11 protein-coding genes are annotated in these 14,306 nt (G+C 70.6%); 6 read left to right on the top strand and 5 right to left on the bottom strand.

Annotated elements, in window-relative coordinates; translation table 11 throughout:
• Nucleotides 1-11 precede the first annotated feature (11 nt).
• From CY652_RS02395 to CY652_RS02410, 4 genes are all read right to left on the bottom strand, one after another.
• Complete coding sequence (locus tag CY652_RS02395) at nucleotides 12-968, bottom strand: glycosyltransferase (protein ID WP_180970372.1); 957 nt, start codon at nucleotides 966-968, stop codon at nucleotides 12-14.
• 154 nt (nucleotides 969-1,122) lie between these two features.
• Complete coding sequence (gene treF, locus CY652_RS02400; RefSeq protein WP_258002161.1) at nucleotides 1,123-2,988, bottom strand: alpha,alpha-trehalase TreF; 1,866 nt, start codon at nucleotides 2,986-2,988, stop codon at nucleotides 1,123-1,125.
• A 372-nt stretch (nucleotides 2,989-3,360) separates the two neighbouring features.
• Nucleotides 3,361-4,413, bottom strand: a complete 1,053-nt coding sequence (locus CY652_RS02405; protein ID WP_102129098.1) for an Ldh family oxidoreductase — start codon at nucleotides 4,411-4,413, stop codon at nucleotides 3,361-3,363.
• Between the two features lie 46 nt (nucleotides 4,414-4,459).
• Nucleotides 4,460-5,968, bottom strand: coding sequence for a DASS family sodium-coupled anion symporter (locus tag CY652_RS02410; RefSeq protein ID WP_102129099.1), 1,509 nt, complete (start codon nucleotides 5,966-5,968; stop codon nucleotides 4,460-4,462).
• Nucleotides 5,969-6,675: 707 nt separating this feature from the next.
• Between CY652_RS02410 and CY652_RS02420 the strand changes: the two genes are divergently transcribed.
• Nucleotides 6,676-7,119, top strand: a complete 444-nt coding sequence (locus tag CY652_RS02420; protein WP_102129100.1) for an HU family DNA-binding protein — start codon at nucleotides 6,676-6,678, stop codon at nucleotides 7,117-7,119.
• A 123-nt stretch (nucleotides 7,120-7,242) separates the two neighbouring features.
• Here CY652_RS02420 and CY652_RS02425 read toward each other — a convergent pair whose 3' ends face one another.
• Nucleotides 7,243-8,607 carry a YihY/virulence factor BrkB family protein gene (locus CY652_RS02425; protein ID WP_102129333.1) on the bottom strand — a complete coding sequence of 455 codons (1,365 nt, stop codon included), beginning with the start codon at nucleotides 8,605-8,607 and terminating at the stop codon, nucleotides 7,243-7,245.
• Between the two features lie 367 nt (nucleotides 8,608-8,974).
• Between CY652_RS02425 and CY652_RS02430 the strand changes: the two genes are divergently transcribed.
• The 5 genes from CY652_RS02430 to CY652_RS02445 all read left to right on the top strand — a co-directional run bounded on the left by CY652_RS02430 (nucleotide 8,975) and on the right by CY652_RS02445 (nucleotide 14,245).
• Complete coding sequence (locus CY652_RS02430) at nucleotides 8,975-9,628, top strand: FadR/GntR family transcriptional regulator (RefSeq protein WP_258002178.1); 654 nt, start codon at nucleotides 8,975-8,977, stop codon at nucleotides 9,626-9,628.
• Nucleotides 9,629-9,746: 118 nt separating this feature from the next.
• Nucleotides 9,747-10,925: an amidase gene (locus CY652_RS02435; protein WP_102129102.1), complete on the top strand. Its 1,179-nt coding sequence runs from the start codon at nucleotides 9,747-9,749 to the stop codon at nucleotides 10,923-10,925.
• 253 nt (nucleotides 10,926-11,178) lie between these two features.
• A complete protein-coding gene (locus CY652_RS23745) occupies nucleotides 11,179-11,403 on the top strand; it encodes a hypothetical protein (protein ID WP_146010003.1) in 225 nt (74 codons plus the stop codon).
• A 275-nt stretch (nucleotides 11,404-11,678) separates the two neighbouring features.
• Nucleotides 11,679-13,151 carry a circularly permuted type 2 ATP-grasp protein gene (locus tag CY652_RS02440; RefSeq protein ID WP_102129103.1) on the top strand — a complete coding sequence of 491 codons (1,473 nt, stop codon included), beginning with the start codon at nucleotides 11,679-11,681 and terminating at the stop codon, nucleotides 13,149-13,151.
• 131 nt (nucleotides 13,152-13,282) lie between these two features.
• Nucleotides 13,283-14,245 (top strand): alpha-E domain-containing protein, encoded by a 963-nt coding sequence (locus CY652_RS02445; RefSeq protein ID WP_102129104.1) that lies wholly within the window; start codon nucleotides 13,283-13,285, stop codon nucleotides 14,243-14,245.
• Nucleotides 14,246-14,306 lie beyond the last annotated feature (61 nt).

Genomic DNA, 14,306 nt, shown 5'->3' on the forward strand with positions numbered 1-14,306 from the left:
TCCCGGTGCGCTCACCATGCGCGTTGTCCGGAGCGGTCTTCCTTTTCGGCCAGCTCCGGAATGCCGGCGTGCGCCTCGCGCTGCGCGCGGCAGGCGCGATAGAGTTGCGCGACCTGGCGCGGCACCACGTGCCGGCGCGCCAGCGCCCAGCGCGTGCCGGCGAAGAGCGCGAGCCCGGCCGGCCCGAGCGCGCGCTGGCGCGCGAACACCGCGAGCGCGTGGGCCGTGGCGCCGAGCGCGTCGCGCACCGGCAGGCGCATCCAGGCGACCCAGGCGGCGTTGCGCGCGAGCGCGCAGCGCGCCGCGGCGTTGCCGGTCCGGCGCGGCGGCGCGCGATGCGCGAGCACGTCGTCGCCGTGGACGATGGCGTGGCCGGCCGAGAGCAGATCGAGCGCGGCCAATGCCTCGGCGGCCCCCTGGCGCAGGCGTTCGTCGTAGCCGCCGAGCGCGCGGAACACGCTCACGCGCAGCACGCAGGCGCCCGCCGCGTAGCTCGCGAGCGCGGGGCCGGGCAGCGCCGCGTCGTGGTCGCCGCCCGGAGAATCGCCGCCCGGCGGCGGGTCTGTCGCTGCATGTCCGGCGCCGGCGACCTGCGCGTCGAGCACGGCCACGCGCGGATGCGCGTCCAGCAGCCGCACGGCCTGCGCGAGCGCGCCGGGTTCCCACCAGGTGCGGTCGTCGCAGCAGGCCGCATAGTCGGTATGCACGAGCGCGAGCGCGCGGTTGAAGCCGGCCGTGCCGAGGTTGCGCAGCCCCTGGACGATGCGCACGCGCGGAAAGAGCGAGCCGACGAGCGCGACGGTGGCGTCGGTCGAGCCGTTGTCGGCGAGGACGATGTCGGGCGCTTCGGGCAGCGCGGTCAGCCGGGCGACCGTCTCGATGGTTTGCCGCACGTGGTTGCGGGTCAGCACGACCACCGTGACGCGCGGCACAGGCGGCGGACGAAAGGCTTGAGGGGCGGCGTTCATCGCGGATGACGGCTGTGGGGCCGGATGGTTTTCTGCGCGGTCGCGGTTTCGGTTCAGCATACGCCGTTGGCCGGCGCCCTGCAGGGCGCCGACAACCCGCCGACAACCGCGCGAGTCGATGCGACATGCCGCAACGGCCGTGCCCGGGGATGTTTCACGGCGCCGTCGTCTCCGTGCCGGCGCTTGCGCCCGGCGCGGCCTGAGGCGCCTGTGTTGCCGCTTGCGGATACATCAGCAGCAGCGTGCGCAGCACGCCGTTGGTCCAGCCGAAGCCGTCCTGCAGCGGATATTCGCCGCCGCCTGCCGCCGCGTTTTCGCCGGCCGCGCTGATGTCGTACTTCTCGACGAGCTTGTGCGTGCGCTGGTATCCGGCGAGGTTGGCGGCGATCCAGCGCGTCGCGATGGTCTGCGCGAGCGCGTCGTCGCCGTAGCGGCGCAGGCCGACGACGGCGACGTACTGCAGCGGCGCCCAGCCGTTCGGCTCGTCCCACTGCTGGCCGCTTTGGACCTCGGTGGTGGCGAGGCCGCCGGGCCGCAGCAGGCCGGCGCGCACGGCCGCCGCCGTTTCGCGGGCTTGCGCGCGCGTCGCGACGCCGTCGTAGAGCGGAAAGAGCGCGGCGGCCGTGAGCCGGTGCGTGAGCCGGCGATGGACGAAATCGTAGTCGCCGAACGCGTGCAGGCGCGGGTCCCAGAGCACGTGGTCGATGGCCGCGGTGCGTTGCGCGGCGCGCTGCGTCATGCGTTGCGCGTCGCGCGCGTCGCCCTCGAGGCCGTAGGCCTTCGCGAGCGTGCGTTCGAGCTCGACGAGCAGGCAGTTCAGGTCGACGGGGGCGAGCGAGGTGACGTCGATGCTCGAGAGCGTGCGGCCGTCGGCGAACCAGCGCGAACTGAAGTCCCAGCCGGTCTCGCCGCCCGCGCGCAGATTGCGCCAGAGGTCGGCGGCGTTGCGCTGCGGCGTGGCCCGCGCCGTCAGCACGTCCTCGCGATAAGACTCGTCGCGCGGCGTGTCGCGCGCGTCCCAGTAGCGGTTGAGCAGCGTGCCGTCGGCGAGGCGCACGACGTGGCGGTACGCATGGTCCGGCGCGAGGTTTTCGGCGCCGTCCATCCAGTACGCGTACTCGCGCTCCAGTTGCGGCAGATAGCGCAGATAGACCGAATCGCCGTCGCGCGCGGCGACGAGGTTCACCATCTGCGCGAAGAACGGCGGTTGCGAGCGGCTCAGATAGTACGTGCGGTTGCCGTTCGGAATGTGGCCGTAGCGGTCGATCAGCGCGGCGAAGTTGTTCAGCTCGTCGAGCGCGAGCGCGTGCCGGCCGCTGGCCTCGAGCCCGAGCATGATGAAGTACGAGTCCCAGTAATAGATTTCGTCGAAGCGGCCGCCCGGCACGACGTAGGGATAAGGCAGCGGCAGCAGTGACGAGGCCGCCTGCTGCGTCGCGGTGTCGGGCGCGCGGCTCAGCACGTTCCAGAGCGTGTCGATGTGATCGGCGACGCTCTGGTTCGGGTCCGACACGTAGCGATCGACGGTGTGCGGCGGCGGCGCGAAATAGCGGTTCACGAACGCGGTCAGGGCGGCCTTGCGCGCGGCGGCGTCGGCCGTGCCGGAATCGGGGCTGTGAAGTTGCGCGTCGGCGCGCCAGGCGGCGACGATCTGTGCGGGCGGCGCGGTCGGCACGCGGTCGGCGAAGGTCTTGCTGTCGTCGAAGACCTGGGCGAGCTCGACTTCGCGATAGAGGCTGCCGTACAGCACGGAGGGCGGAGGCGGCGCGGCGACGGCCGGGCCGGCGCTGGCGGCGGTCTCGCCTGGCGGCTGGGCGGCGCGCGGCGCCGATGCCGTGTCCGGGGCCGGCGCGACCGCAGCGGCCGGCGGCTGCGTCGTGATCGAGGCGGCCGATGCGGCTTGAGCGCAGGCTGCGGGCGAATGCGCTGCCGCGAAGACGGCGAGCGCGCAGGCCGCGAACGCCGGGCGCAGCAGACGACGGGCCGCGAAACGGCGCGTCGGGGGACGGCAAGCCGGCAAGGCGGAGGACGGGCGGGGCGATTCGGCGGAAGGCGGGAACGGGAACAAGATCGGGAGTCGATGGGTCGGCATGGGCGGCGTAGGGACGTAGAGACGGGAACGTCGAGCGCGCCCTGCGGGCGCGGCGACGACACTCGCCGCAGCAAATTGCGTTCCGGACCCGTTGCGAGTTGCCGTGCCGCGTGGTCGGGCGCGGCGGCGTCCGCGGTTCTGCCGGCCGGAAAGAGCCGGATCGGCGGGATTGACGGCCGGCCTTGCTCGTCCCGTTGGCGCTCTTTTCAGTGCGCCTGTTTAGCGTCGCCGCGAGCGGAATCCCGCGCGGGACGCAGGATTTACCGCCCGGCCCGGCCAATCCTGCGATATCGCGGCCGCTCAGAGCGGCATGAGCGGCGGCATGCCGACCTCGGCGGCCATGTCCGCCAGCGGCTTGCGCACCGAGTCCGGCAGATCGAGCGTATGGGCATGGCGCGCGCGGTTCGCCGCCTCGTATTCGCCGGGGTACTGCACGGGATGGTCCGGGTCCTGCGGCGGGCAGCTCAGCAGATACTCGAGGAACGCCTCGACCTCCTGCGAGCGCCACGTCTGGTTGAAGTCGAACTGCGGGTTCAGGACGAGCGCGAACAGGTTGTTGGTCGCGACGCCCTGGCGCGGGTTGTCGGGCTGGATCGTGCCGCCGCCCGACAGCACGCCCGCGAGCAGCTCGGCGACGAGCCCGAGCGCATAGCCCTTGTGGCCGCCGAACGGCAGCAGCGCGCCGGGCGGATCGGCGAGCAGCACGGACGGGTCGGTCGTCGGCTCGCCGTTCGCGTCGATGAGCGCGCCCGGCGGCGCCGCTTCGCCGTTGTCCGCGAGCACGCGCGCGCGATTCACCGCGATCGCGCTCGTCGCGATGTCGACGAGGAACGGCGGCCGCCCGCCCGGCAGCGGTCCCGCGAAGCACAGCGGGTTGGTCGTGAGGCGCGGCTCGCGTCCGCCGTAGGGCGCCACGGTCGGCGCGCGGTTGGTCACGTTGGTGAACGCGAGCAGCACGAAGCCCTGTTGCGCGACCATCTCGCCGTAATGGCCCATGCGCCCCAGGTGGTGGCTGTGCCGCAGCGTGACGATACATTGCCCGTGCGAACGGGCGCGTACGATCGCGTCGTCCATGACGACGCGCCCGATGTGCTGGCCGAAGCCGTTGTGCCCGTCGTAGCCGATCAGGCCGCCGTGGTCCACGACGCGCTCGGGGCGCGCGTCGGCGGCGACGAAGCCGGCCTTGAGCACGCGCCGGTAGTTCGGCAGGATCGACAGGCCGTGGCTTGCGTAGCCGACGCGGTCCGATTCGACGAGATGGTGGCCGACGTCGTTGGCGATGTCGACGGGCACGTCGAGGTTGATCAGCACGCCGGTCGCGAACCGGCGCGCGTCGTCGAGGGTGACTTTCATTTCCGGCTCCCGTAACGGATGCGGGTGCGCTCGCGCGGACGGCGGCTCAGAGCCAGCCCAGCCAGCGCCACCAGGTTGCGCCGAACAGCAACAGCAGCAGATAGCCGACCACGGTGAGCACGATGCCCACGCGCGAAAACTGCTTCGCGGTGAAGGTGTCGGTGGCGAGGCACACCATGTTTTGCGGCGCGTTGATCGGCAGGACGAACCCGAAGCTCACGACGTAGCCGAGCAGCATCGTGAAGCCGAGCTTGTCGAAGTTGCCCTGCATCGAGAGCAGCACCGAAATCAGGATCGGCAGCATCGCCGAGGTGAGCGCGGTCGCGCTCGCGAAACCGAGGTGGATCACGATCAGGAACGCGCTCAGGATCGCGAACACGGCGAACGGACTGGCTGCGTCGAGCCCGGTGCGATGGGCGACGAGGTCGCCGAGCCATTGGCCCGCCTGGGTCGTGAGGAGCGCCGTGCCGAGGCTGATGCCCACGCCGAACACGATGACGGTGCCCCACGGAATGCGGTTTTGCAGGGTTTTCCAGTCCATCACGCCGAAGCGCGGCAGCAACAGCAGCACGAGGCCCACGTAGGTGACGGACGTGGTATCGAACGGATGCAGCTTGCCCTCGGTCGCCCAGAAGACGAGCAGGCCGAGCGAGACGGCGAGCAGGCGTTTTTGCGGGCCCGTCATGGGGCCGAGTTCGCGCAGCGCGCTCTCGACGGCTTCCTTGCCGCCGGCGATGGCGTCGGTTTCGGGCGGCAGCATCTTCAGCACGATGAAGACGAGCGCGGCCGACATGACGATGGCCCAGGGCGCGCCCGCGATCAGCCAGTCGAGCCAACTGACGCGCGCGCCGTGCATCTTGTCCATGAACCCGACCGTGAGCAGGTTCTGCGCGGCGGCCGTCTGGATGCCGACGTTCCAGATGCTGGTCGCCTCGGCCACGACGATCATGATGCCGGCCGCGATGTTCGAGCGCCGCTCGACGCCGAATGCCGAGATCACGCCGATCATGATCGGCACGACGCAGGCGCTGCGCGCGGTCGCGCTCGGCACGACGAGCGAGAGGACGATGGTCACGGCGATGGCGCCGACGAGGATGCGCCGCGTCGTCGTGCCGATGAGCGAGAGCGTGACGAGCGCGATGCGCCGGTCGAGCCCGGTGATGGTCATCGCCGCCGAGATGAACAGCGCGCCCGTGACGAGCGCGAGCGCCGAGTTCGAGAAGCCGGAGAGCGCCATCGTGATCGCGTTCGACGTGCCGTAGAGCTTCGTCGGGTCCTGCACGGTGGGCGAGAGGCCGAGCAGGAAGGCCATCAGCGACGTGATGATGATGGCGCTCGCTTCGTAGGAGACGGCCTCGGTGAGCCAGACCACGACGGCGAACGCGAGGATCGCGAGCATGCGCTGGCCGGCCGTCGGCAGCGAGGCGGGCAACGGCAGCAGCAGGACGGCGACGAGTGCGACCACGCCGGCGACGAGGCCGATCGGAATGCCCTTTTTGGGCCCGGTCTGGGCGGCGGCGGGGGTGTCCGAAGCGTCCGGTTTGGTGGCGTTCATGAGGGGGACTCCGTGAGGCGGCACGAATCGGCTGGCGGCGTGGACGGCGGCGGGCGTCCCGCGTCGCGGCGGGCGACGGGCGCGGGCGGTGGAGGGGCGGGCAGCGCGCCGTCGATGCCGGGCGCGTCTCCGGGCTGCTCGCGGGTCAGGGTCCGGATTGGCAATCGTCGCTCCATTCGTTCGGGAAAACGAAACGCACGGCTAAGGCCTTTGTGTCGGAATAGCGGTGGCGGAGAGTCCGGATAGGAGCATACGCGCAATCGCCGGGGCCGGTTTTTGCCGTGCCGTTGCGCTGCATCGCGGGGGGCGTGCGGTTGTTGCCGGCGGCCGGGTTCTTCGGCGGCGCATCCGCATTGCAATCTGAAAGGCTGCGGTGGCAGCGATCGCGCCAGGATGTTTCAAGGCGCGTCGGGTTTGGCCTCGACGGTCCGATCCTCCCGGAGAGGGGGACGATGCCCGGGCTTCCTCGCCGCTGCCGCTGCACGGATTCGGCTCGTCACGAGGCGTCTTGCGCGCGCCGCGGCAACGCGTTTACCCCCGTAAACAAGCATCGAAATCGGTCGGGCAGTCTGCGTTGCGCAACAAATTCGCGCCGTACGCGTAAAAGAGTGCCGCAAAACGGCTGGGCGCTTGTAGAATCCGCCGTTGAAGCGCGAGCATGTCGCGCGCGTTTCGTGGATTCATTGACCAACTCTGGTAGGAGAACCATGCCGACTTCCGCAAAAAAGGTGGCGAAGAAAGCCGCCGCCCCGGCCAAGAAGGTTGTTGCAAAGAAAGCGCCCGCCAAGCAGGCGGCAGCCAGGAAGGTCGCCGTGAAGGCGTCCGGCGCACCGTCGCCGATCAAGGACACCTTCACGAAGGCCTCGTTGGCGACGCACGTGGCCGAGCGCGCCGGCGTCGAGCCGAAGGCCGCGAAGGCCGTGCTCGCCGCGCTGGAAGACACGATCCTCGGCTCGGTGCACAAGAAGGGCGCGGGCGAGTTCACGCTGTCGGGCCTTCTGAAGATCGTCGTGCAGGCCGTGCCGGCGAAGAAGAAGCGCTTCGGCAAGGACCCGTTCACGGGTGAAGAGCGCTGGTTTCCGGCGAAGCCGGCGAGCGTTCGCGTGAAGGCGCGCGCGCTCAAGAAGCTGAAGGACGCGGCCGCAGGCTGAGGACCGGGCGGGGCCTCACGGCTCCCCGGTCGATGTTTGCATGCTGCACGAAGGCCCCGCCGGCGTCATGCCGGCGGGGCCTTTTTTCGTCCGTCGTTCGTCCGTCGTTTTTGCGCCGCCGGTCTATCGCGAGGCGGAGCCGCCGGCGGGGACATGACCGCTTTCGTCGGCTTTTTCCCCGTTGCCGCCATGACGGCGCGTCGTCGTCGCGGCGACGGCCATCGCGGCGCCGGCCGCGAGCAGGACCGAGCGCCACGAGTGTTGCCTGACGTAGTGGTGCGCGGCGCTGGCCGCGCGGGCCGCGTTGCCTTCCAGTTGCGCGAGGGGCGCTCGCGCGGATTGGCCGGGGGCATCGGCATGGTTTGGGTTTCGGGCGGCATCGTTCGCCGCCGCGCGAGCGTTTTGCGAAACCGCTTCGTCGTCGGCCGGCGGGGTCTTGTCGTGCGTGCGTTGCCGCTCGCCCGACGGGCGGGGCGAGTCCGGCGGCGGCGTTTCGCCGGGGGCGGGCGGCGCGGCTTTCGTCTGCAATCCGGGGAGCGTCGAGGCCGCGAGCACCGAGGCGAGCTTGGCCCGGCTGCCGGGCGGCGCGTCGGGCTGCCGGCCCCAGGCGCCGCGCGGGTCGTGCAGCCTCGCGCGCGCCGCCGAGAATTCGGCGCCGAGCAGCAGCACGGCCGCCGAGAAGTACAGCCACATGAGCAGCACCGCGAGCGAACCCGCCGCGCCGAATGTGCTCGCCATGCCCGCGTGCGCGAGATAGAGCGCGAACAGCTTCTTACCCGCCGAAAACAGCACGGCGGCCACGCCGCCGCCGACCAGCGCGTCGCGCCACTGCACGTTCGCGTCGGGCAGGAACTTGAGCAGCGCGGCGAACGCGACCGCGAGCACGACGAGGCCGACGAGCAGTTGCAGCAGGTCGCCGATGACGAGGTAGCGCGACTGGCCGAGGAGCCATTGCCCGACGAACGTGATGGTCGTGTCGAGCACGAGCGAGACGATCAGCAGGAATGCGACGCCGAGCACGAGGCTGAACGAGACGAGCCGCACGCGCACGAGCGCGAACACGGTGGAGGCGCGCAGCTTCGTGGGCGGCCAGACGACGTTCAGCGCGTAATTGAGCGACGAAAACGTCGCCGAGGCGCCGACGGCCAGCATCGCGAACGAGATCACGGCCGCGATGCCGCCCGCGTGGGCGCTGCGGTGCGCGTTCTCGACGATGGTGGTCACGCCGGCGGCGGCCTCGTTGCCGAGCACGCCGTAGACGTGGCGGAACAACTCGCCGCGCGCCGCGGCGTCGCCGAAGAACCAGCCGGCCACGGCGATCACCATGACGAGCGTCGGCGCGAGCGAGAACGCCGAGTAGAACGCGATGCTCGCGGCGAGAGCGGGGCACCGGTCGGCGAAGAACTGCCGGAACGCGCCGACGACCCACGACATTTCCTTACGGGCGGCGGCATGCAGTTGCTGGGGGGAGAGCGTGGTCATGGCGATCGGTGCGGACGGGGTGAGGCGGGACGAAGCGGGACAAAGCGCGGGCAAAGCACCGGCAAGGACAAGGCGGGACCAATATAGCAAGCGCGCCGGTCGCGCGACGCGAGGACGCCCGCGTCCCATGCGCGCATGCGGGTGCGCGAGGCGGGCTGACGTTGAGCCGTCGATTCCGCCGCGCCGCCCTGGGCCATGCGTCTGCCGATGCCCGGAATCCGTGCGCGCGTGCGGCATGTCTCGTCGATTCGGTGCATGGCGCGGCCGGGGCGCCGGCGCGATCCGCGAGAAGTCGCGCTTCTTGCCTCAGCCCAGGCTGGCCCCGAAGTTGCTTGATCCGACTGGTCATACCGGTAGGAGTCTGCCTTTGAGCATGCCCAATCTCGTCGCCCAGACGCTGCAGCAGCGCATTCAGAACGGCACCTATGCGCCGGGCACGCTGTTGCCCGGTCAGCGCGAACTCGCCCTGCAACTCGGCGTGAGCCGCACCGCGCTGCGCGAGGCGCTTTCGATGCTCGTGGCGCTCGGCTTCCTGCATCCGGTGCCGGGCAAGGGCACCTTCGTGCTCAAGCCCGACGAGCCCACGGCGAGCCCGATCGGGGCCAACTACGCGCAGCTCATGCAGTTCCGCTATGTCGTCGAGCCGCCGGCGGCCGCGCTTGCGGCCCGCGCGGTGGGCGCCGGCGGCGCGGCGAAACTCTGGGGCCTGCAGGCGCGGATGAGGGAGGCGCTCGCGCGCGGCGACCTCGTCGATGCGGCCGATGCCGATCTGGCTTTCCATCAGACCGTCGCCGCGTTCTCGGGCAACGAAATCCTGATCGAGGTCGCCCGCACGCTCGAAGACCGCATCGGCCGCAGCCTGCAGCAGCCGTTCGGCAACCGCGCGCGCTTTCGCGAGCCGCTCGACGAGCATCACGCCATCGTCGTCGCGCTCGTCGCCGGCGACGGCGAACTCGCGCGCGCGGCCATGCAGACGCATCTCGTGTGCGCCGCCGGGCGGGTCGGCATCGAGCTCGTCGTCCCATGACGGCGGCTTGTCTCTTTCTCCGCCGGAGGTTTTCGCCGCGCGCGCCGTGCGCCGCGGCATCCCGGCCGACCGTCGTCCGGGCGACGCGGAAGGCCCTTCTCTCTTTGCAAGGAACGCCATGACCGACATCGATTCGTATCGCGCATTCGTGCCTTATCCCGCCGCGGCCGTGCCCGGCGCGGCCGCCGGGCCGCTCGCCGGACTGAGGTTCGGCGTCAAGGACATCTTCGACGTGGCCGGCTACCCGACGGGCTGCGGCAACCCGCACAAGCTGGCGCTCTCGGGCATCCGCACCGCCCACGCGAAGACCGTGGGCACGTTGCTCGACGCCGGCGCCGTGTTCGCGGGCAAGACCTACACGGACGAGCTCGCGTTCTCGATGAACGGCAAGAACGCGCATTTCGGCGCGCCGCGCAACGGCCGCGCGCCCGATCGCATCACGGGCGGGTCGAGCTCGGGCTCGGCGGCGGCCGTCTCGAACAGCCTGTGCGACTTCGCGCTCGGCACCGACACGGGCGGCTCCGTGCGCGCGCCGGCGAGCCACTGCGGGCTGATCGGGCTGCGGCCCACGCATGCGCGCGTGAGCCTCGCGGGCTGCATGGACCTCTCGCCGGGCTTCGACACCTGCGGCTGGTTCGCCCGCGATCTGCCGACGTTCGCGAAGGTCGGCGAAGTGCTGCTCGGCGCGGACACGGTCACGCTGCCGGAGCAGCCGGAATTCGTCGTGCCCGACGATCTGCTCGCGGGGCTCGCGGCGCCGGTGCGCGCCGCGTTCGACGGCTTCGTCGCGAAGCGCGCCGACGTGTTCGGCAAGCCGGCCGCGGCGCACGTCGCCGCGCCGTCGCTCGACGCGCTCTACTGGGCATTCCGCTACGTGCAGGGCTACGAGGCCTGGCAGAGCCACGGCGCCGACATCGAGCGCTACGGCTTCCAGCTCGGGCCGGGCGTGAGCGACCGGTTCCGCTGGTCGAGCGCGATCACGCGGGCGCAGTACGACGAGCACCAGGGCGTGCGCCAGCAGTTTCGTGCTGCGCTGCTGGCGCTCCTCGGCAACCGGCGCGTCATCGTCATGCCGACGATGCCCGACGTCGCGCCGCGTCTCGCGGATTCGGAGGCCTCGCTCGAGGACTACCGCAACCAGGCTATCCGCATGCTGTGCCCGGCCGGCCTCGCGGGCTGTCCGCAACTGTCGTTGCCGCTGCTCGGCATCGACGGGGTGCCGCTCGGCCTGTCGCTCGTCGGGCCGCCGGGCAGCGACCGCGCGCTGATCGCGCTGGCGGCCCGGCTGCTGGACTGACGGGCGCGGCGGCGCCGTTCGTTTCATGGTCCGGGTCGCTTGCCGGGTCGGGTCATCCCGGGGCTGGCAGGGACGTTGGCGGGCAATGAGCGGCAATGAGCACGGCCAATGAGCAGCCAATGGGCGGCGGCCAATGAACGGCCTGTTGCCGGGCCATCGCCGGACCGTCCCTCCCCATTCGTCGCCGGGCCCTTGCGTCGCCCGGCACGCCAACTCCGTGCACGCCGGCCCCCGGCGAGCACGGAGTCGGTGCATGCCGATACATGCCAGTGCCCGGAAGGGCGCGGGTTTCGCCCGATACGATCCCCGCTCGCCCGCCGCCGGGTTTTTCCGCCGAGCCCGTTCCGGCATTCGCCGGCGCGCGGAAAATTCCGGCCGCGTCTTCAAAATGGTGCTGCACAATGAGTGCCATCGCGGTGCATCCCGCCATGCGCTTTGGGCGCCGGGGTTCGTCGCCCTCGGCATGGAAGTTGCGTGATGCCGGTTCAACGCCTGGGTGCCACGTGGCGGCGTGCCGCCACGTGAGAGACGCGGCCGCGCTCCCGTTCAGGGAGACGGTCTTCCAACGATTCCGCGATCGGGCGATGAAACGCGGCAGCCGCCTGCTGCCGCGAGGTTCCGGCCTCCGGCAAACGGGGGCGGGGCCGGTTGAGCCGAACGTCGAAAGCGCGTGGCCGCGAGTGCAACCGGGCGGAGAATCCGGAACGGGTAGCCGGGCTGCCGTGGGCATGCACATCATATGGACGATCGGTTATGACGCAAGAGTTCTTCAGTGAGATGTTCGAGCGCTGCGTGCTGGAGGCAAGGGGACTGCCGGCTGCGGACTTCATGTCGGCGGGCGAGCCGCGCGGCCATTACCGCGTTTTCTTCGACTGGATGCGCGGCCAGAGCGAGCAGCAGATCCAGAACAAGCGCGCCGAGGCGGATCTGAACTTCAGGCGCATCGGCATCACGTTCGCGGTGTACGGCGAGAAGGACGAGGCGGGCGTCGGCACCGAGCGCACGATCCCGTTCGACGTGATCCCGCGCATCTTTCCCGCGCAGGAATGGGCCGCCCTCGAAGCGGGGCTGCGCCAGCGCGTGAACGTGCTCAACATGTTCATCCACGACATCTATCACGACCAGCGCATCGTCAAGGCGGGCGTGATTCCGGCCGAGCAGATCTTCAACAACGCGCAGTACCGCCCGCAGATGCAGGGCGTCGACGTCGCGCGCGACATCTACGCCCACATCGCCGGCATCGACATCGTGCGGGCCGGCGCCGGCGAGTTCTACGTGCTCGAGGACAACCTGCGCGTGCCCTCGGGCGTGTCGTACATGCTGGAGAACCGCAAGGCGATGATGCGGCTCTTCCCCGAGCTTTTCGCGCGCAACCGCGTGGCGCCGGTCGCGCACTATCCCGACCTGCTGCTCGACACGCTGCGCGCGGCCGCGCCCCAGGGCGTGGACAACCCGACCGTCGTCGTGCTCACGCCGGGCATGTACAACTCGGCCTACTTCGAGCACGCGTTCCTCGCGCAGCAGATGGGCGTCGAGCTCGTCGAAGGGCAGGACCTGTTCGTCGACGACGCCTATCTCTACATGCGCACGACCCAGGGGCCGCAGCGCATCGACGTGATCTACCGGCGCGTGGACGACGACTTCCTCGACCCGACGGTGTTCCGCTCCGACTCGGCGCTCGGCGCGGCCGGATTGCTGTCGGTCTATCAGGCCGGCAACGTGACGCTGTGCAACGCCATCGGCACCGGCGTCGCCGACGACAAGTCGATCTACCCCTACGTGCCGGACATGGTGCGTTTCTATCTGGGCGAGGAGCCGATTCTCAACAACGTGCCGACCTGGATGTGCCGCCGGCCCGACGACCTCAAGTACGTGCTCGACCATCTGCCCGAGCTCGTCGTCAAGGAGACGCACGGCGCGGGCGGCTACGGGATGCTGGTGGGCCCGAGCGCGACGCGCGCCGAGATCGGGGCGTTCCGCGCGGCGCTCGTCGCGAACCCGCACAAGTACATCGCGCAGCCGACGCTCGCGCTCTCGACCTGCCCGACCTACGTCGAGGCCGGCATCGCGCCGCGCCACATCGACCTGCGCCCGTTCGTGCTGTCGGGCCACGAGGTCCGCATGGTGCCGGGCGGCCTCACGCGCGTCGCGCTGCGCGAGGGCTCGCTCGTCGTCAACTCGTCGCAGGGCGGCGGCACCAAGGACACGTGGGTGCTGGAGCGCTGAGCCGTCGAATTGCCGCCGAACCGCCGCCGTTCCCCGCCGCCGTCCGTCGCCGCTCGCCGTGCCCGCCATGCCGGGGCGGACGCGGCCGGATGCGCCGCCGGGGATTCGTCCAATCACGACAGGGAGTCATCATGCTGAGCCGCACCGCCGATCATCTCTACTGGATGGCGCGCTACACCGAGCGCGCCGAAAACACCGCGCGGATGCTCGATGCCAACTATCAGATGTCGCTGCTGCCGCAGTCGGACGCCTACGCGGAGTCGGGCTGGCGCGCGATGCTGGCCATTTCGGAACTGAGCGGCCTCTATGCCGCGCAGCACGAGGGCATGAAGAGCGACGAGGTGATCAGCTTCATGTCGCGCGACGCGACCAACCTGTCGTCGATCGTGAGCTGCCTGCAGGCCGCGCGCGAGAACGCGCGAGCCGTGCGCGGCGCGATCACGACCGAGCTCTGGGAGACGATCAACACGACCTGGCTCGACGGCCAGCGGTTGCTCGCCGACGGCATTCTCGAGCGCGACCCGGGCCAGTTCTTCGAGTGGGTCAAGTTCCGCTCGCACCTCTCGCGCGGCGTGCAGGCCGGCACGATGGTCAAGGACGCGTCGTTCAACTTCATGCGGCTCGGCACGTTCCTCGAACGCGCGGACAACACGGCGCGCATTCTCGACGTGAAGTTCGAGATGCTGGAGCAGCAGCGCGAGGGCGCGTCCGCGAACGCGCTCGACTATTACCACTGGTCGGCGGTGCTGCGTTCGGTGTCGGGCTTCGAGGTTTACCGCAAGGTGTATCGCGACGTCATCACGCCCGAGCGCGTGGCCGGCCTGCTGATTCTCCACGGCGACTGGCCGCGCTCGCTCGCGGCCAGCCTCGAAGAAGTGCAGCAGTTGATCGCGAAGGTGCGCACCGAGCGTTCGGTCGAAACCGAGCAGCTCGCCGCGCAGCTCTGGGCGGACCTGCGCGAAGGCCGCATTCGCGACATCCTGAAGGGCGGGCTGCATGCCTTCCTGACCGATTTTCTCGCGCGCGTGAACGATCTGGCGCTACGCGTGAGCCGCGATTTTCTCGTGCCGCTGGCCGGACCGGCCGGCGCGTAGCCGGGCCGCGACGGGCATGACGCGTGCGATTCGCGCGTCATGCGCCTGCCCCGCGAGCGGT

Source organism: Burkholderia sp. WAC0059, assembly GCF_002870125.1.
In the GTDB taxonomy this organism is placed as follows: Bacteria; Pseudomonadota; Gammaproteobacteria; order Burkholderiales; family Burkholderiaceae; genus Paraburkholderia.

Coding starts and splice junctions, on each gene's coding strand:
- CY652_RS02395 (WP_180970372.1), bottom strand. CDS start 968: ATGAACGCCGCCCCTCAAGCCTTTCGTCCGCCGCCTGTGCCGCGCGTC.
- CY652_RS02405 (WP_102129098.1), bottom strand. CDS start 4,413: ATGAAAGTCACCCTCGACGACGCGCGCCGGTTCGCGACCGGCGTGCTG.
- CY652_RS02410 (WP_102129099.1), bottom strand. CDS start 5,968: ATGAACGCCACCAAACCGGACGCTTCGGACACCCCCGCCGCCGCCCAG.
- CY652_RS02420 (WP_102129100.1), top strand. CDS start 6,676: ATGCCGACTTCCGCAAAAAAGGTGGCGAAGAAAGCCGCCGCCCCGGCC.
- CY652_RS02430 (WP_258002178.1), top strand. CDS start 8,975: ATGCCCAATCTCGTCGCCCAGACGCTGCAGCAGCGCATTCAGAACGGC.
- CY652_RS02435 (WP_102129102.1), top strand. CDS start 9,747: ATGACCGACATCGATTCGTATCGCGCATTCGTGCCTTATCCCGCCGCG.
- CY652_RS23745 (WP_146010003.1), top strand. CDS start 11,179: ATGCCGATACATGCCAGTGCCCGGAAGGGCGCGGGTTTCGCCCGATAC.
- CY652_RS02440 (WP_102129103.1), top strand. CDS start 11,679: ATGACGCAAGAGTTCTTCAGTGAGATGTTCGAGCGCTGCGTGCTGGAG.
- CY652_RS02445 (WP_102129104.1), top strand. CDS start 13,283: ATGCTGAGCCGCACCGCCGATCATCTCTACTGGATGGCGCGCTACACC.